14 protein-coding genes are annotated in these 18,636 nt (G+C 41.2%); 12 read left to right on the top strand and 2 right to left on the bottom strand.

Annotated elements, in window-relative coordinates; translation table 11 throughout:
* The first annotated feature begins 37 nt into the window (after positions 1 to 37).
* The 8 genes from glmS to ESB04_RS05940 all read left to right on the top strand — a co-directional run bounded on the left by glmS (position 38) and on the right by ESB04_RS05940 (position 8,974).
* On the top strand, positions 38 to 1,873 hold the full coding sequence (glmS, locus tag ESB04_RS05975; protein ID WP_129026819.1) for a glutamine--fructose-6-phosphate transaminase (isomerizing): 1,836 nt from the start codon (positions 38 to 40) through the stop codon (positions 1,871 to 1,873).
* Positions 1,874 to 2,061: 188 nt separating this feature from the next.
* Entirely contained in the window at positions 2,062 to 4,515 is a 2,454-nt protein-coding gene (locus ESB04_RS05970; RefSeq protein WP_129026818.1) for a glutaminase family protein, read from the top strand.
* 4 nt (positions 4,516 to 4,519) lie between these two features.
* Positions 4,520 to 5,533, top strand: coding sequence for a zinc-binding alcohol dehydrogenase family protein (locus tag ESB04_RS05965; RefSeq protein ID WP_129026817.1), 1,014 nt, complete (start codon positions 4,520 to 4,522; stop codon positions 5,531 to 5,533).
* A gap of 52 nt (positions 5,534 to 5,585) precedes the next feature.
* Complete coding sequence (locus tag ESB04_RS05960; protein ID WP_129026816.1) at positions 5,586 to 6,506, top strand: ABC transporter ATP-binding protein; 921 nt, start codon at positions 5,586 to 5,588, stop codon at positions 6,504 to 6,506.
* Positions 6,496 to 7,338 (top strand): ABC transporter permease, encoded by an 843-nt coding sequence (locus tag ESB04_RS05955; protein ID WP_129026815.1) that lies wholly within the window; start codon positions 6,496 to 6,498, stop codon positions 7,336 to 7,338. The genes ESB04_RS05960 and ESB04_RS05955 overlap by 11 nt, the downstream gene beginning before the upstream one ends.
* Positions 7,338 to 8,024: a hypothetical protein gene (locus tag ESB04_RS05950; RefSeq protein ID WP_129026814.1), complete on the top strand. Its 687-nt coding sequence runs from the start codon at positions 7,338 to 7,340 to the stop codon at positions 8,022 to 8,024. The genes ESB04_RS05955 and ESB04_RS05950 overlap by 1 nt, the downstream gene beginning before the upstream one ends.
* A 4-nt stretch (positions 8,025 to 8,028) precedes the next feature.
* The gene (locus ESB04_RS05945; protein ID WP_129026813.1) at positions 8,029 to 8,673 is read left to right on the top strand and encodes a flavin reductase family protein; all 645 of its coding nucleotides are present in this window, start codon (positions 8,029 to 8,031) and stop codon (positions 8,671 to 8,673) included.
* Complete coding sequence (locus tag ESB04_RS05940) at positions 8,651 to 8,974, top strand: MmcQ/YjbR family DNA-binding protein (RefSeq protein ID WP_129026812.1); 324 nt, start codon at positions 8,651 to 8,653, stop codon at positions 8,972 to 8,974. Before ESB04_RS05945 ends, ESB04_RS05940 begins: the two co-directional genes overlap by 23 nt.
* A gap of 104 nt (positions 8,975 to 9,078) precedes the next feature.
* Here the strand turns inward: ESB04_RS05940 and ESB04_RS05935 are convergent, their stop codons facing one another.
* Positions 9,079 to 10,002 (bottom strand): sugar phosphate isomerase/epimerase family protein, encoded by a 924-nt coding sequence (locus ESB04_RS05935; RefSeq protein ID WP_129026811.1) that lies wholly within the window; start codon positions 10,000 to 10,002, stop codon positions 9,079 to 9,081.
* A 195-nt stretch (positions 10,003 to 10,197) separates the two neighbouring features.
* Here ESB04_RS05935 and ESB04_RS05930 point away from each other — a divergent pair, with 195 nt between their 5' ends.
* Genes ESB04_RS05930 through ESB04_RS05920 form a run of 3 tightly spaced genes read left to right on the top strand, consistent with a single transcriptional unit; the run spans position 10,198 to position 13,843 of the window.
* Positions 10,198 to 11,295 carry a glycoside hydrolase family 130 protein gene (locus ESB04_RS05930; RefSeq protein ID WP_129026810.1) on the top strand — a complete coding sequence of 366 codons (1,098 nt, stop codon included), beginning with the start codon at positions 10,198 to 10,200 and terminating at the stop codon, positions 11,293 to 11,295.
* Entirely contained in the window at positions 11,295 to 11,693 is a 399-nt protein-coding gene (gene gloA2, locus ESB04_RS05925) for an SMU1112c/YaeR family gloxylase I-like metalloprotein (protein WP_129026809.1), read from the top strand. Before ESB04_RS05930 ends, gloA2 begins: the two co-directional genes overlap by 1 nt.
* A complete protein-coding gene (locus tag ESB04_RS05920; protein WP_129026808.1) occupies positions 11,690 to 13,843 on the top strand; it encodes a DUF4954 family protein in 2,154 nt (717 codons plus the stop codon). Before gloA2 ends, ESB04_RS05920 begins: the two co-directional genes overlap by 4 nt.
* Before the next feature lie 57 nt (positions 13,844 to 13,900).
* Here the strand turns inward: ESB04_RS05920 and ESB04_RS05915 are convergent, their stop codons facing one another.
* Positions 13,901 to 15,502 carry a M28 family peptidase gene (locus tag ESB04_RS05915; RefSeq protein ID WP_129026807.1) on the bottom strand — a complete coding sequence of 534 codons (1,602 nt, stop codon included), beginning with the start codon at positions 15,500 to 15,502 and terminating at the stop codon, positions 13,901 to 13,903.
* Positions 15,503 to 15,606: 104 nt separating this feature from the next.
* On the opposite strand from ESB04_RS05915, the gene gcvP reads away from it, so the two are divergent.
* Positions 15,607 to 18,489 (top strand): aminomethyl-transferring glycine dehydrogenase, encoded by a 2,883-nt coding sequence (gcvP, locus tag ESB04_RS05910; RefSeq protein ID WP_129026806.1) that lies wholly within the window; start codon positions 15,607 to 15,609, stop codon positions 18,487 to 18,489.
* Positions 18,490 to 18,636: the final 147 nt, after the last annotated feature.

Here is an 18,636-nt window from a genome sequence, read left to right as displayed (position 1 = left end):
CTCAATCTAATCTATTGAATATTAAATCAAATCGCACATGTGTGGAATTGTAGCATATATTGGTCATCAAGCGGCCTATCCCATTATTTTAAAAGGTCTAAAAAGGTTAGAATACAGAGGATATGACAGCTCGGGAATCGCCTTATACGGTAATCAAATTGAATCCTATAAAAAAAAAGGAAGAGTAAGTGAATTAGAAAGCTGGGACTCCCCTATTCTTCAAGAAGCTCATGCTGGAATTGGTCATACTCGTTGGGCTACCCACGGCGAACCCACTGATGCTAACGCCCATCCACACCAATCCAATAGTGGAAAAATCACCTTGGTACACAATGGAATCATTGAAAATTATGCCTCTTTAAAAGCCGAATTAATTCAAAAAGGCTATACGTTCAAATCTGAGACCGATACAGAGGTATTAGTCAATTTCATCGAAGACATTCAAATCAATAATAATTCTACCTTGGAGGAAGCCATGCGCATTGCCTTGAAAAGGGTAGTGGGGGCCTATGTCATCATCGTGTTGGAAGAGGGTTATCCCGACAGATTAATTGCTGCGCGAAAAGGTAGTCCTTTGGTGATTGGAGTGGGAGAAGGGGAACACTTTTTAGCCTCTGACGCCTCCCCGATCATCGAATATACCAAGAGTGTCATCTATGTCAACGATTATGAATTGGCTATTATTTCCAAAGATGATATCATCTTAAAGAATCTGGGAAATGAGCCGGTAACACCCTATATCCAACAATTGGATATGGAGTTGGCCCAAATTGAAAAAGGTGGTTTTGATCATTTCATGTTGAAAGAAATCTTTGATCAGCCTGCTAGTTTGACGGATTGTTTACGTGGTCGACTAGACGTTTCTAATTTAACACTAACGCTGGCAGGAGTAGACCAACATTTATCTGTTTTCACCCAAGCCAAGCGCATCATCATGGTAGCCTGTGGTACTAGTTGGCATGCTGGGCTCATTGCTGAATACATGATTGAAACGATTTGTCGGATTCCAGTAGAAGTAGAATATGCCTCTGAATTCCGATACCGTGATCCCATCATTCACCCAGGCGATGTGATTATTGCTATTTCTCAAAGTGGGGAAACGGCAGATACCTTAGTGGCGATTGAACGAGCCAAAGAACAGGGTGCCTTTATTTTTGGAGTGGTGAATGCGGTGGGTTCATCCATCGCACGCTTATCCCATGCGGGAGCTTATACCCATGCAGGGCCGGAGATTGGGGTAGCTAGTACTAAAGCCTTTACAGCGCAGTTGACTGTATTGGCCATGATGGCCTTGAAAATAGGTAAAGCCAAACAAAGTATCTCGGAAGAGGCATATAAGCATTATTTGACGGAATTATCTCAAATTCCAGAAAAAGTGCAGGTGATATTATCAGGTCATGAATCCATTCGAGAAGTGGCCCAAGTTTATGCGGAAGCCAACAACTTCTTGTTTTTAGGCCGTGGATACAATTTCCCTGTGGCCTTGGAGGCAGCCTTGAAACTAAAAGAGGTAAGTTATATTCCTTGCTCGGGTTATCCATCAGGAGAGGTAAAACATGGGCCTATCGCCTTGGTGGACGAGACCTTACCGACGATGTTCATAGCTACCAAGGACAAATATTACGATAAGATTGTCAGCAATATCCAGGAAATTAAAGCAAGAAAAGGCAAGGTAATTGCCATAGTGAACCCAGATGATAGTGCTATTCGAGGTGTATCAGATCATGTGATGGAAGTTCCAGAAACGGACGAATTATTAGCCCCACTATTAACGGTTATCCCTACCCAACTAATGTCCTACTACATAGGAGTATTACGAGGCTTGGATGTGGATAAACCAAGGAATTTAGCGAAGAGCGTGACGGTGGAGTAGGATATGTTTTAACCGCTGAAAATCCCAACGCTGTCAAGGTTTGAAACCTTGACAGCGTTAGTGGTAAACCTAGCTTTTTTCAGGCTAAAACTACATCATCTTACTGCAAATAATCAGTAACTTGATTATTTCTGTGTCTTTTGTGGATACTTGGAATCTTCCTATCTTTAATTCACTAAACCAAAACTATGAAATCATTTTTTCTGTTCGCAGGCTTAGTGCTCATGGGCCATTTTGCCCAGGCTCAAGTCACCAAAGCCCCTGCCTATCCGCTCATCACACATGACCCCTATTTTAGTGTTTGGTCATTTACGGATCAACTCAACCAATCGGTCACGAGGCACTGGACAGGCTCGGAACAATCCTTAGTGGGATTATTGGAAGTAGACGGAAAAACCTATCAATTCCTGGGTGCCTTACAATACCCCTCCACTAGCATTGTTGCCCACGCAGAAAATAATCAGCCCATCGAGGTACAATATACCGAGACCAAACCTGCCGAAGATTGGATGGTCCCGCATTTCAATGATGTCTATTGGAATAAAGGCAAATTGCCCTTTGGGAAAGGCTGGGACAACAAATGGAACACGGCCTGGAATAGCAAAAACATCTGGGTAAGACGTACCTTTGATTTGGAGGACTTGGACATCGACCAACTTATTCTCCAACTGCGCCACGATGATGACGTGGAAGTCTACCTTAATGGCTACCCTGTCTATTTCTGCGAAAACTGCCATACCAAGCAATTGAAGGAATATCCATTGACCGACCTGATTAAAAGTAAGCTCAAAAAAGGCAAAAATATCCTGGCCTTGCATTGCCAGAACCCTGTCGGAAATTCTTGGCTAGATGCTGGTTTCGCCAAACAAACTCGTTCCTCGCAATCGAACCTAGCCATACAAAACTCCGTTCAAATAAGCGCCACTCAGACTAGCTATCAGTTTAGTTGTGGTCCTGTTAAATTGCAGGTGAATTTCCTCTCTCCCCTCCTCGCCTCCAACCTCGACCTACTTTCTAGGCCTGTTTCTTATATCAGCTTTGGCATACAATCTACCGACAATAAAATCCATAAAACAAAAATCACTTTTGGCCTTTCTACTGACATCGCTAAAAATGAAAAAGCACAAATGGTTGATGAAGTGGCTGGGAAAAAAGGCAATATCCGCTATTTGAAAACGGGACTTAGTGCTCAAAAAGTCTTGAATAAAGTGGGTGACGATGTACGCATCGATTGGGGTTATGCTTACTTAGCTACTAACCAGAGTAAACATCAATTAAAAACTCTTTCCCAAGCACAACTCATGAATTTAGTTGAAGGCAAAAAACCTTCTACTGAATCCGGAAGTCAAGATTTCCTCAGTGCTTCTTGGGAAATGAATGCCAGTAAGGCTCCTCAACAATCCAGTCTCATGCTCGCCTACGATGATTTATATGCCATACAATACTTCCAAAAAAACCTACAAGCCTGGTGGAAAAAGAATTTTGCCAGCATGGATGATCTACTAGTCAAGGCGGCTCAAGAATATCCAAGTATTTTGAGTCAATGTAAAAACTTTGACAAACAACTTTATCAAGAGGCGCTACAAGCTGGTGGTAAAGAATATGCGGAACTTTGTGTTATGGCCTACCGACAATCTCTGGCTGCGCATAAATTGGTACGGGGAGAAAAAAATGAGGTACTTTTCCCTCAAAAAGAGAACTTCAGTAATGGCTCCATTTGGACAGTAGATGTAACCTATCCATCGGCTCCTTTGAGTTTAAGGTATAACCCTAAACTACTTCGCGGGATGGTGGAACCACTGATTTATTACAGTGAAAGCGGACAATGGAAAAAGCCTTTTCCGGCGCATGATATTGGCACCTATCCATTGGCCAACGGACAAACCTATCCGGAAGATATGCCAGTAGAAGAAGCGGGCAATATGATTATTTTATCGGCGGCGATATGTAAGGCGGAAAAAAGCAACCAACTTGCCAAAGCGCATTGGCCGACACTCACTCGCTGGGTAGATTTTTTAGTGAAAGATGGACTAGACCCCGCCAATCAATTGTGTACGGATGATTTTGCGGGTCACCTAGACCGCAATGCGAATCTTTCCATCAAGGCCATCGTTGGAATTGGGGCTTATGCGCAGATGGCCCGACAAATGGGATTAAAGAGCACAGCAGATTCTATGCAAAACATTGCCAAAAAATATGCCTTAAAATGGATGGAAATGGCCGATGAAGGCGATCATTATGCCTTAACTTTTAACAAAAACAATACCTGGAGTCAGAAATACAATTTGGTTTGGGATAAATTATTAGGTCTTAATTTATTCCCTAGATATGTGTACGAAAAGGAAATGGCCTACTATTTGAAGAAACAAAACACCTACGGATTGCCGTTGGATAGTAGAAAAACCTATACCAAAAGTGATTGGATTTTGTGGACTGCCACCCTGTCCGATAAAGCCTCCGACTTCAAGGCTTTAGTACACCCTGTCTACCAATTCATGCAGGAAAGTCCGACTCGTGTCCCTCTGAGTGACTGGCATGAAACCACCAATGGAAAACAGGTGGGTTTCCAGGCACGCAGTGTCGTGGGTGGATATTTTATTAAAATGTTAGAAAAACGTTGGAATCAACCCAATATCAAATAATCCCATGCAGGAACTTGTTTGTACCACCCCATTTGAATGGAAATACCAAGAATCAGAAAAACCCTCCTTACAAGAGGACATGGCGATTCTTAAGATTAAACAAGTGGGTATTTGTGGAACTGATCTGCACGCCTTTGAAGGTACACAACCCTTTTTCTCTTATCCGAGAATCCTTGGTCATGAATTTGTAGGAGAAATCGTTGAAATTAGTTCTGGTTCAAATATCCCCATTGGAGCCTTGGTTAGTGTCATTCCCTATTTTTCATGTGGAAAATGTGTCGCTTGCCGACAAGGCAAAACCAATTGTTGTCAGACATTAAGCGTGCTAGGCGTTCATGAAGATGGTGCCATGCGGGAGTATTTACAAGTGCCAGTAAATGCTTTGATCTATGATGAACAACTCAGTTTAGATGAATACACACTCTTAGAACCTTTGTCCATTGGTGCCCATGGCGTTCGTCGGGCCGACATCCAAAAGAATGATTGGGTCTTGGTCGTGGGTGCGGGTCCCATTGGTTTAGGAGTCATGGAAATGGCAAGGATAGCGGGTGGACAAGTCATTGCTTTGGATGTCAATGCCGGACGATTGGCATTTAGTCAGGAGGTTTTAGGCATAGAATATGGCATTCAAGTAGGCCAAGAAGATATCCTCGCTCGTTTAAAGGAGATTACCCAAGGCGATATGCCCCAAGTCATCATCGATGCTACAGGTAATAAAAAGGCCATTGACCAAAGTTTTCAATATATGGCACATGGGGGAAAATATGTATTAGTAGGTTTACAATTAGACTCCATTCAGTTTTCCCATCCGGAATTTCACAAACGCGAAGGAACCCTGATGAGTAGTCGAAATGCCACTCGACAGGATTTTGAATGGGTGATGGAATGCATGAAAAAGGGATGGATACATACGCAAGATTTCATCACTCATCGTACTCCATTCAAGGAGGTGGCGAGCAACTTTGCCTCCTACCTGGATCCCGCCCAGTCGGTGATCAAGGCTGTGGTCACCATGTAGGCTTAAAACAATCTGAAGGGATAGCTAGTTAGCTAACCATATCGAATACGACATGCCTGAGTCCATCATATCCATACAACACCTTTCCAAAAGCTTTGGCTCTTTTCAAGCTGTCAAAGATGTCAGCTTTCAGGTAAATAAAGGAGATGTATTCGGTTTTTTAGGACCCAATGGCGCAGGTAAAAGTACCAGTATGCGTTGCATGCTTTCGCTAATTCAAGCAGATGCGGGAGAAATCAGATTATTTGACCTACCCATCAAAACGCATCGGAATGAGATTCTTCGCCGGACTGGCAGTATCATTGAAAAGCCTGATTTTTACAAATACCTGTCGGCCTACCGAAACCTAGATATTTTTGCGCGTATTTCAGGAACCTATTCCAGCAAAAGAGATATCTATGCCATGTTGGATTTTGTGGGATTGCATGGTCGAGAGCATGATAAAGTGGGGAATTTCTCGCACGGAATGAAACAGCGACTGGGCATTGCACAAACTCTGTTGCACAATCCTGATTTAATTGTGTTGGATGAACCTACCACGGGCTTAGATCCGCAAGGCATCATAGACGTCAGAAACCTCATTATCCGACTCAAAGAAGAGCAGCAAAAGACCATCATCCTTTCCTCGCATGATTTGAGTGAAATTGAAATGATTGCCAATCGAATGGTTATCATCAACCAAGGTAAATCCATCGTAGAAGGGTCTGTGAAGGAATTAATGTCGACCGAGCATTTATTGATTCGATTGGAGGCTGAACCTGTGGAAAAAGCCATCCAAGTATTGAGCAATGCATTCCCAGATATTGCGATTGAATTAAAAAGCGGAAACCTACTGGAGTTTCATTTGAATAGGTCATTGGTTCCACAAATCAGTCAGATCCTAAACGCCCAGGAAGTAGACATATATTCTCTGGAGGCCAAACGTAGTTTAGAAGATTATTTCATCAAAATTGTTCAACAAGATGCTATTTAAAAGCGTAATAAATGAGTTCATCAAAATCGTGGCCAAGCCTAGAAGTTATTTAGGTATTGGAGCCATCACGGTATTGGTGGGCGTTATTTTATTCGCATTAAAATCCGATGGCTTGTCGATTCTTTCCTTTGTCACCTCCTCCTTCGAACAGACATTAAGCTTTGAAGGTAACCTATTAAACGGCAATCTGATTGCCTTCATCATCCTTCAAATGTTGTTGGTTCAAATCCCATTATTGGTAGCACTTGTGACAGGCGACCTGATTTCCGGAGAGTTTGCCATGGGAACCATTCGCATGGTCATGACCAAGCCCATTTCCAGAACTACCCTACTGCTTTCTAAATTCATTGCTGGAGCGGTATACACGGCTTGCATCATCATTTGGTTAGGAATCATGGCCTTGGTGTTCGGTCGAATCTTTTTTGGAACTGGTGATTTAATCGTATTAAATACCGACGGGCTAGTGATTTTACAAGAGCCCGATATTTTATGGCGCTACCTGAGTGGATTTTTAGTCGCCTTTTTGGCACTGTTGACGGTCGCTTCATTGTCCATTTGCTTGTCTTGTTTCTCCGAAAACTCGATTGGACCAATTGTCGCCACCATGTCCATCATCATCCTATTTACGATCATTGGCACCTTAGAAGTTTCCGTTTTTGACCACATTAGACCCTATTTATTTACTACCCACATGGCTTCCTGGAGAAACTTTTTTGAAGAGCCTATCCCAAAATCCTCCATCATTCAATCAATTGTTATCTTGGTGGTTCATAACTTGGTGTTTCTGGGGATTTCCATATATACGTTTAACAAAAAAGATATTAGTGCCTGATGAGATTACTCCTATCCCTAATTTTTATACTCAGTAGTCTTTTCCCCTCTTTCGGACAAGATGCCGAAAAAATCATGCGGTCGCTGCAACAAAAGTGGAGTCAAGTGAAAGATTATTCGGTGGATTTGAATATCAAATCCAACATTCCATTGATTAAGATTCTTCCCGTCAATGCCACCTTATATTTTAAACAAAAAGATCAGTTTCATTTAAAATCAAAAGGGATTGCCATTTTGCCCAAGAAAGGATTTGGCGATTTAGCTCAATTATTGGCACATTCAGATCAATTCAATCCCATTAGTACAGGCAAAGAAATGTTGAAAAATAAGGAAACGGAGGTTATCAATTTGTTACCCAATGGAGAGAGTGAGGATGTAATTTTGGCCAAATTATGGGTCGACAAAAGCAATAACCTGATCTTAAAATCCCAAATTACTTCTCGCAGTAACGGAACTGTCAGTACTGAATACCAATATTCCGATGAAGCCAAATGGGGTTTACCAGAACAATTGATTTTCACGGTGGATGTAAAAAAATTCAAAGTTCCGAAAGGGGTCGTGGTGGATATCAACAAAACCCAAACGGTAGATAGTCAAAAACCCGTGGCTAAAACTGGAACAATTATGGTTAAGTTTAGCCACTATAAAATTAACCAGGGAATCGACCCCTCCATTTTTAAAAATTAAGCTGATGATAGCCACGCTTTCCGACATTGAGTCCATGGAGAAATCCTTCCGAACGAATTTAATCAATCATTTATCTGGAGGGAAGGCGGTGCATTTGTTGGGAACGTTTAATAAACATGGTCAGTCAAATTTGGCCATTTTCAGTAATGTGATCCATGTAGGAGCCAACCCTGCCATGATAGGGATTTTATTCAGACCCGTGTTAAACGACAGTCATAGCTACAAAAACATTCAAGCAAACAAACGTTTTACCCTGAATCAAATACCTGCGTCCATGGTGCAAGCAGCCCACCAGACTTCGGCGCGCTACCCATCGAATACCTCTGAATTTGAGGCTTGTGGTATTGAAGAGGAAATCATTCCCGAATTTGAGGGACCCTTTGTTAAAAATAGTTTGGTTAAAATGGGCTTGATTTGGGAGGAAGAACATGTAATCAAAACCAACCAAACCATTTTAATAGTGGGCAAAATCCAATATATTTCCGTAGAAGATTCCATACTTCTGCCAGATGGACATATTGATTTGGAAAAAGCCCAGAGTGTCAGTGCAGGAGGATTGGACAGCTATTACCAATTAAATAAAGTAGCCCAATTCCCTTATGCCAAGGTATCGGCAGATGCATCCCATGAACCTAGAAGAAATTCGTGATTTTGCTTTAAGTCTCCCGGAGACTGAAGAAAGCCTTCCCTTTGGACCAGACAATTTAGTATTCAAAGTTCACAACAAGATGTATTTGTTACTTTCCTTGGATGAAATTCCTATTCGGTTCAATGTCAAATGTGACCCAAGTCGTGCCATAGAGCTGCGGGAAGAATATCCTGACAGTGTCTTACCGGGTTATCATATGAACAAAAAACATTGGAACACCGTGGTGGTCAATGGGCAATTGCCCTTTTCCCAATTAAAACAGATGATTAGCGATTCTTATGCCTTGGTAGCGAAAAAATAAATACTCGCTCCGGCCTAACGCTGTTAAGGTTTAAAACCTTGACAGCGTTGCGTCATACCTGAGCGAACGATTTAAAAAACGATTTGTTGTCCAAGAATTTGATATTAAGCCAAGGCCTTTCTGAGTAATTCCACACTTTTTCTTACCCCAGAATAGGCATTCTCCTTACCTTCAAACTCAATGGAGACATAACCATGGTAATTGACCTTTTTCAAAATATTGATTATTCTTTTATAGTCCAATTCCAAAGAATACCATTCGCCTCCGCCATAATATGTCTTCGCTTGCACAAAGCTAGCTTTGGGAGCAATTTTCTCTAATTTGTCGTAAGGATCCTCTAAGAAATTACCCGTATCCATCAGTAAACCCAACCAAGGAGAATTCACCGTATCATGAATACGCAACATACCTTCAGGCGTGGAACCCAATCCCCAGTGATTTTCTAATGCTAATAAAACCCCGCATTCTTCTGCTTTGGCAAGGCATTGTTGAATACCATCCACACACCATTTATAGCCGTCATCCTCTGTATAACCTGGCAAAATAGGCTCAATTCCTCTGTTTTTCATCAAATCATCGAATGACTTAATCGTATTCCAACGACCCGTATTTAGTCGCAAGCAAGGTATTCCCATTTTATAGGCTAATTCAATGCAATGAATGGTATGATCCACATGTTTCTTCAGTTCCTCTTTGTCTGGAGTAACGAATCCCTGATGAATGGACAAACAGGTCATGGCTATTCCGTTTACAAACGCATGCTTCTTCAATTTCTGCAAATAAGCATTGTCCTCGCTTTCCATCTGTCGATGCAACACATCTATCCCTTCCAATCCTAATGCTGCCGCATCATCTATGACTTTTTCAATCGGAAACTTGTCCCCTTTGAAATGCCAATACGAATAACTGGATACACTTAATTTGATTTTTGGCTGCAATTGGGGTGCAGCTATTTTTTCTTGAATACTGGGCACGCCAGCAGCTAGGCAAGTCAATAGGGAGGATTGTAAAAAATCACGTCTTTCCATAGGTTGTTTTGGATGTATTATGTTTCAATTTAAAATTTTCTATTGATCAAATACAGGATTCTTAGATAAAATTATAGCAGGATACTAATCAGTATGGGATAGCAAATAAACAATTCGGCAATAATTTGCCGAAAATGACCATTTGATATGCGTTTCCACAAGCATTTTAGTAAATTTAAACTCGTTCCGTACGCCATGAATCTACAAATAAAAATCTTTCACTGCCTCTTGGCTTCGTCCATTTATTTAAGTTCTTTTTGCTCACAAGGACAGCATATAAACAGAGATTCCTGGCAAATCTTACCTTTCACTAAACAAGATGCGGTTAATCCTATTCTAAAACCTAGTCTACAGCAAGCATTTTTTTGTCCGATCCAAGGAAAAACCGTGGCTTGGGAAAATAAAAATGTACTGAATCCTACCGCCTTGGTTAAAAACGGCCAGGTGCATCTACTGTATCGGGCTCAAGACTCTTTAGGTACATCTCGCATTGGTTTAGCCACCAGTGAGGACGGTATTCATTTCAAAAAAATGCCTCAACCTATTCTTTACCCAGCACAAGATGAGTTTAAAAAATACGAATGGCCGGGTGGTATTGAGGATCCTAGAATCGTTCAAACGGAAGATGGTCATTATCTCATTACCTATACTTCATATGATGGAAAAACAGCCAGATTATGCTCAGCTATTTCGAGTGATTTATTGCATTGGAAAAAATTAGGTCCTATGTTAAAGGAACCAAAATACGTAGATCTTTGGTCGAAATCAGGGGCTATCGTGGTGAAACAATCCGGTACTTCCTTGATTGCTACGAAAATCAATAGCTATTATTGGTTGTATTTTGGAGATACTGATTTATTTATGGCGCAATCCAAAGACCTGATCCACTGGACAGTGCTGGAGGATGCTGAAAACCAACAAAGGATTTCCGTGCTTCATCCAAGAAAAGGCTATTTTGACAGTCGATTAGTGGAACCTGGCCCCTACGCCCTCCTACGGAAATCAGGTATTTTGCTACTTTATAATAGTAGTAATGCGGCAAATTTTAATGATTCCAAATTCCCCAAATTTACTTATAGCGCAGCTCAGGCGCTATTTCATCTGGAGAAACCTTATCAGCTCATTCAGCGATCTCAACAACCTTTTATTTGGCCCAATAAGGAGTATGAGCAGGTTGGAGAAGTGAATGAAGTATGTTTTGTAGAAGGCTTGGTTCCTTTTCGATCTCAATGGTTTTTATATTATGGCACCGCCGATTCCAAGATTGCTGTGGCCATTAGTCCTCAAAAATAATGCAAAATAAAATCCCCTTAATTGGTATACATCACGTAGCAATAATTTGCTCCAATTACGCTCATTCCAAACAATTCTACACCGAAATTTTGGGCTTTGAAATCCTTCGAGAAGTATATCGCAAGGAGCGGGATTCCTACAAGCTTGATTTACAATTTAATGGTATTTACTATTTGGAATTATTTTCCTTCCCTGAAACTCCTGCCCGAGTTTCTCGTCCAGAGGCTTGTGGATTGAGGCATTTGGCATTTGAAGTAAGCAATTTAGATGAAACTGTTGCTATTTTACGAGAGAGAGGGCTTGAATGTGAAGAAATCCGCATAGATGAGTTTACCCAAAAACGCTTTACCTTCACTTCAGACCCAGATGATCTACCCATAGAATTTTACGAAAGATGAATCGAATAGAGAAAAAACCCATCGCCTCTTTGGGATTCGAATTTGTGACTACTGCCTATTTAGGCCCCGAGGAAAGCGAATTTGATTTACGGAATCAAGTCATCAATGTGGCAGAATATCGATCTTTAACTACCCGAGAAATTGAAATTCTAGAAGCCAATTTCAATGAAGCAGAAAACTGGAAAAATGTGCTAGTTAAACCTGGCTTTAACCCCCACCTAATTAAAAACTGCCGTTTTTTTGGCCTCAATAGAATTGGGGTATTGGAACATGTCTATTTGGAATTCAAAAACTTGAGAATGCCCGTAGGTATTTACAACAGTACTATCATTAGTTCGGATATTGGCGATAATGTAAGTATTGACCGAGTCAATTTATTATCACATTACCAAATAGGTAATGAGGTCATGATATTACAGGTGAACGAGCTAGCTACCACACCTACTGCTAAATTTGGTAATGGACTAGTAAAAGAAGGAGAAGAAGAGCGAATTCGAATTTGGTTGGAATTAGGCAATGAAAACGGGGGCAGAAAAGTTATCCCCTTTGTGGGAATGCGCCCAGCGGACGCCTATTTATGGACGCAGGACAGGGATGATGCAGTACTACAATCTCAATATAAAGCCCTTACCCAAGCCGAGTTTTCTACCAAAAGAGGGTATTACGGGCAAATTGGCGATAGAACCGTCATTAAAAATACTGGCATCATCAAGGATGTCAATATGGGCACCGATACCTATATCAAAGGAGCTAATAAGCTAAAAAACCTGACCATCATCTCCTACCCAGGTGCCAACACTCAAATAGGCGAAGGCTGTGAATTGGTCAATGGAATCATACATGAAGGATGTCGCATTTTTTACGGGGTTAAAGCCGTCAGATTTATCTTGGCCTCCCACTCACAATTAAAATATGGAGCCCGATTAATTAACTCATTTTTGGGAAGTAATTCCACTATTTCTTGTTGTGAAGTACTAAATGCACTGATATTTCCTGCTCATGAGCAGCACCACAACAATTCCTTCCTCTGTGCCGCCATCATCAAAGGCCAAAGCAATATGGCAGCAGGTGCAACCCTTGGTTCCAATCATAACAGCCGGGGGGCAGATGGTGAACTACAAGCCGGTCGGGGTTTTTGGCCTGGTCTTTCCATTAGTTTAAAGCACAACTCCAAGTTTGCCAGTTTCAACCTGATTTCCAAGGGAAATTATCCGGCAGAAATCCATAATCCCCTCCCCTTTTCTCTGATTGGAAATGATGATACTTCGGGTGGACTTTTAATCATTGCGGCCTATTGGTTTCATTACAACATGTATGCCTTAGCCCGAAATGCCTGGAAGTTTGCCAATCGTGACCAGCGAATCGACAAAAACATGTTGTTGGAATATGATTTCTTAGCACCTGATACAATGGATGAAATCATCAATGCTCTAGCCCTGTTGGAAACCTGGGTGGGCGATGCATTGCCTGAAAAGACAAGAGCAGCTGGGAAAATATGGTTGAATAATCCTGCGAATGAACATGTCGCATTGGATGTTTGGGTTAGTGGAATCGAAAATTCTAAACGTAAAAGTAAAATTGCTAAGACCTATCGTGCTTACCATATTTTCAAGGATTTGATTTATTACCACGCATTCCATGAATGGGTACTTGCTCATGAAAGAAATCCAGAGAAATCTCCAAAGGAGCTACTTCATCAAATGCCTAAGCAACGCATTTCTTCCTGGGAAAATCTAGGCGGACAACTCATTCCGACCGAAGCGGTCAATGATTTAAAAGATCAGATTCGTCAAGGTAAAATTAAGAGCTGGAGTAAGGTGCATCAGTTTTATTCAGATCAGGCGATTCTTTACCCTGAACTTAAATTCCAAAATGCTTTATCTACTCTTAGCATGATTCATCCAGAAAATCTGGAGGAACCTACATTTATAAAAACATGGAAATCCAAAGCGCTGGAAGTATCGGCTTGGATTTCGGAGGGTATTGCCCAATCTAGAGCAAAAGATTTCCAAGATCCATTCCGACAAGCCATGTACCATAATCAAAAAGAAATGGAGCAGGTTATCGGAAATTGGAAAGAAAATGACTTCATTCTTCAGGCTCAAAAAAAACATGAGGCCTTTGTGGAGAAAATTTCCAATATGCTATAAGAATACTTGCCAACAAAAAAGCCCCAAAATCGGGGCTTTTTCATGGTCTAAGTTTTATTAAGGTTTGTTTGAATCAACAGGTAAACGTTGCTCTCTGTTGGAAATCTCCCAGGCCATATAGAATACTAAACGACCCACCTTTTGAATTTGATCAAATTCTATTTTCTCTACATCATCACCTGGCTGGTGGTAATCTTCGTGTACACCATTAAAGAAAAATGCCACCGGAATTTTATGCTTTGCAAAATTGTAATGGTCAGAACGATAATAAAAACGGTTAGGATCATTTGGATCATTGTATTTATAATCCAACTCTAAACCAATGTGCTTCTTATTTTGATCTTCCAAAATTGCTCTCAAATGAGAGGACAATTTATCTGAACCAATTTCATAAATGTAATCAGGCTTGCCAATATGGTCATCATCGTGACGACCCACCATATCAATATTCAAGTCACACACCGTGTTTTCCAATGGGAATAAAGGATGGTTGGAATAATACTCAGATCCTAACAATCCTTTTTCTTCACCAGTCACGGTCATAAACAAAATACTTCTGCGTGGACGATGTCCCTCAGCAGCCGCCTTTCCAAATGCCTCCGCTAATTCCATCACTATTACTGTACCTGAACCATCATCATTCGCTCCATTATTGATTCGGCCATCTGATGAAACCCCAATGTGATCGTAGTGAGCAGTAATAATCACTACCTCCGATTTTTTATCAGTACCTTCCAAATAACCCACCACATTGTAAGTATCCACTGGAGTTTCGGTACTCTCAATTTTCAAGTCGATTATGCCTGGTTTGAATTTAGTAGCTACCGACTTTTTCTCAGTAGAAACTTTTAATTTGTAAGCTTCTAAAGCCGCTACATCAGTACCTAATAATTGAGCGGCCATGGAAGCAGAAACCAACAAAACAGGGAATTCAGCATCTTTATTTTGAGTATCTTCTTTGAAAACCATGCGCTCATTTCCAAAACGCTTCATCATAGCTTGGCGCTGACTAAGCTGCGTGCTGAATGACTTCTCGTCTTTATCAGTAATCACGATTAAACCTTTGGCTCCAGCTGCTTTAGCCAATTTCACTTTCTCTCTCCAGCCAGTAGCTTTACCAAAAGCGGAAGGATCTTTAGAACCAGATAACACATAATTGCCTGCTTGGTCTTTTACTTCTCCGTCAAATACCACCACCATAGCACCTTTGGCTTTCAATTTATCAAAATCATTGAAGGCACCTTGCTGAACACCATATCCCGCAAAAACAGCAGGAGATTTGGTACCAGCGGCTACTGGGGCAAGGGCATAAGCCATAAAGTCCGTCATGTAAGCATAGCTCTTACCTTTGATCTGTGCTTGTACGGTAGTCCATGCACGATTGACTAAATCCACTTTTTGGAAATAACTACCCTGAACAGGAGCTAGGCCTACAGCCTTAAAATGATTCGCGATATAATTGGCAGCCACTTTTTGTTCAGCTGAACCTGTATTTCTACCCTTCAGACTATCCGAAGCTATAAATGTCAAATGTTTTTTTAATTCTTCTGCCTTAATCGTATAGGCATAAGGGACTGGATTAGACTGAGCTAATAAGCTCAAAGGAATAAGTTTAGCGACCAAAAAAAGTGCTAAAACCGAATAGTAAGTCTTTTTCATTTTGTTGAGGAAAAAATTGAGCTTGCAAGATAAGAATTGAAAAATAAATCCCATAAAAAGATTAATTTTACAGCGTTTTTTTACACAATTTTCGCCTTCATCCTATGATCCCCAATTTTAAGTACAGGGAGGATTTTTCATTGCGTCACAACAATTCAAATCCAGCTGATATTGCTGCCATGTTACAGACTATTGGCGCAGACAGTCTTCCTACTTTAATTCAACAAACTGTTCCTGAAAAAATTCGATTAGCTCAAGGATTACGTTTACCTAACCCAAAAACCGAGTTTGAATTTCTACGCGATTTCAAACAAATCATGGGTCAAAATAAACTGTTCAAAAGCCATATTGGATTAGGATACTATGATACGATAGTTCCATCTGTCATTTTAAGAAATATTCTAGAAAATCCAGCTTGGTATACTGCTTATACACCCTACCAGGCGGAAATTGCTCAGGGTAGATTGGAGATGCTATTGAATTACCAGACCATGATCATTGACTTGACAGGAATGGAAATTGCCAATGCTTCTCTATTAGATGAAGGTACTGCAGCGGCTGAAGCCATGACCATGCTACATGGCCAAAGACCTGCGGAGAAAAATGAGGCAGAATCCATCTTCGTTTCTGAACTTTGTTTACCTCAAACTATTGATGTAATCAAAACGAGGGCGGAACCTCTAGGCATAGAAGTAGTAGTAGGAGATCATGCACAAATGGACGTAACGGATCCCAAATACTATGCCATCGTTTTACAGTACCCTGCCAGCAATGGAGAGGTATTTGATTATACATCACTGATTGAAGCTGCTAAAGAGAATGGACTTCAGGTAGTAGTGGCGGCAGATTTATTAGCCTTGACCTTATTGACTCCTCCGGGCGAGATGGGTGCAGATGTAGTCGTGGGAAGCTCTCAACGTTTTGGCGTACCCATGGGTTTTGGTGGTCCACATGCTGCTTTCTTTGCTACTAAAGAAAAATACAAAAGAAATATTCCAGGTAGAATCATCGGGGTGTCCGTAGATGCGGAAGGCAATAGGGCTTTACGTATGGCACTTCAAACCCGTGAACAACATATTAGAAGAGAGAAAGCTACTTCCAACATTTGTACAGCCCAAGTACTTTTATCGATTATGGCGGCCGCATATGCGATTTATCATGGTCCAGAAGAATTGAAAAAGAAAGCCACCAAAATTTACGGTTTGACAGAACTTTTGGCGGCGGGTGTACAAAAACTTGGTTTTAACCTAGAAAATACCCAGCACTTTGATACCATCACTGTTATCACAGGTGAATACACGGAAGAGATTAGAGAAATGGCTGAGGCGGCAGAAAGAAACTTCCGTTACTTTAGAAACGACAACTCCAAATTGAGTATCTCCTTAGATGAGACTACTCAAGAAGAGGATGTGGTAGAAATTTTAAGTTTCTTCCAACGCGTGAAAATGCAAGGTATTTTAGGCGAGGAAATGAGTATTAGCTGGAAAATACCGGCTAAATTGACTCGTCAAAGTGCTTTTTTAACCCATGATGTATTCAATCGTTATCATTCCGAGCATGGCATGTTGCGCTATTTGAAATCATTGGAGGCAAAAGACCTATCCATGGTACACTCCATGATTTCCTTGGGATCTTGTACCATGAAATTAAATGCCACCACCGAGATGATTCCGGTGACCTGGCCTGAGCTCGGCAAAATTCACCCATTCGCTCCAGCTAGTCAGACGAGAGGCTACCAAAGACTTATCATGGAATTAAATGACTGGTTGTGCGAAATCACGGGATTTGCAGCGATGTCTATGCAACCCAATTCAGGTGCACAAGGAGAATACGCGGGACTTATGGTGATTCGTGCTTACCACGCATCCAGAGGTGAATCTCATCGTAATGTGGCCTTGATTCCTTCATCAGCACATGGTACCAACCCAGCCTCTGCGGTGATGGCAGGCATGAAGGTTATTGTGACAGGTTGTGATGCCAACGGAAACATAGATGTAGAACAACTTCGTGCCAAAGCCATTGAACACAAGGATGATTTAGCTTGTTTGATGGTAACATATCCAAGTACCCACGGTGTATTTGAAGAATCCATCAAAGAAATCTGTGCGATCATTCATGAAAATGGAGGTCAAGTATATATGGATGGGGCGAACATGAACGCTCAAGTGGGTTTGACCTCTCCAGCTACCATTGGAGCGGATGTTTGCCACTTGAACTTACACAAGACTTTCTGTATCCCTCACGGTGGAGGTGGTCCAGGCATGGGTCCAATTGGCGTTGCTAAGCAATTAGTACCATTTTTACCAGGCCATGTCATGACCGACTCTGTTGAGGCTGATAGCCATGGAGCAGTTTCTGCGGGCCCAGTGGGTTCGGCGAGTATTCTAGCAATTTCCTATGCCTACATCGCCATGATGGGTGGCGAAGGTTTAACAAGAGCTACTGAGACGGCCATTTTAAATGCCAATTACATCAAAGCTCGTTTAGAAACTAAATTCAACATTTTATACACAGGTTCACAAGGTCGCTGTGCCCATGAAATGATTGTCGATTGTAGACCGTTCAAGGCAAGTGCAGGTATTGAGGCCGAAGATATTGCCAAAAGATTAATGGATTATGGATTCCATGCTCCTACCTTATCTTTCCCTGTGGCAGGTACCCTTATGATTGAACCTACTGAATCAGAAAATAAGGAGGAGTTAGATCGTTTCTGCGATGCTTTGTTGAGTATTCGTGCTGAAATTCAAGAAATTGAAGATGGGTTGGCCGATAAATCAAACAATGTGCTTAAAAATGCTCCGCACACACAAAGCGTAGTGTTAGTGGGCGAATGGAATCGACCTTATAGCAGAGAGAAGGCCGTATTCCCATTAGCTTATGTGAAATCAAATAAATTCTGGCCAAGCGTTTCTCGCATTGATTCGGCCTATGGTGATCGCAACTTAATCTGTGCTTGCGAACCTATTACCAGTTATATGGAGCAATAATTTTTTATTTTTTCGTTAACCTCGACAGCGTTTAAAACGCTGTTGAGGTTTAGCGGAAGGGTAGATTTTTTTATCAAAAAAAATTAGTATGCTTGCATAACATTTCAAAATTTAATTAACTTTACGCGCTTTCGTTTTTAATAAAAA

Origin of the sequence: Aquirufa rosea (genome assembly GCF_004118285.1) — a bacterium.
GTDB classification, from domain to species: domain Bacteria; phylum Bacteroidota; class Bacteroidia; order Cytophagales; family Spirosomataceae; genus Aquirufa; species Aquirufa rosea.
This window is presented reverse-complemented; position numbering and strand designations above follow the sequence as displayed.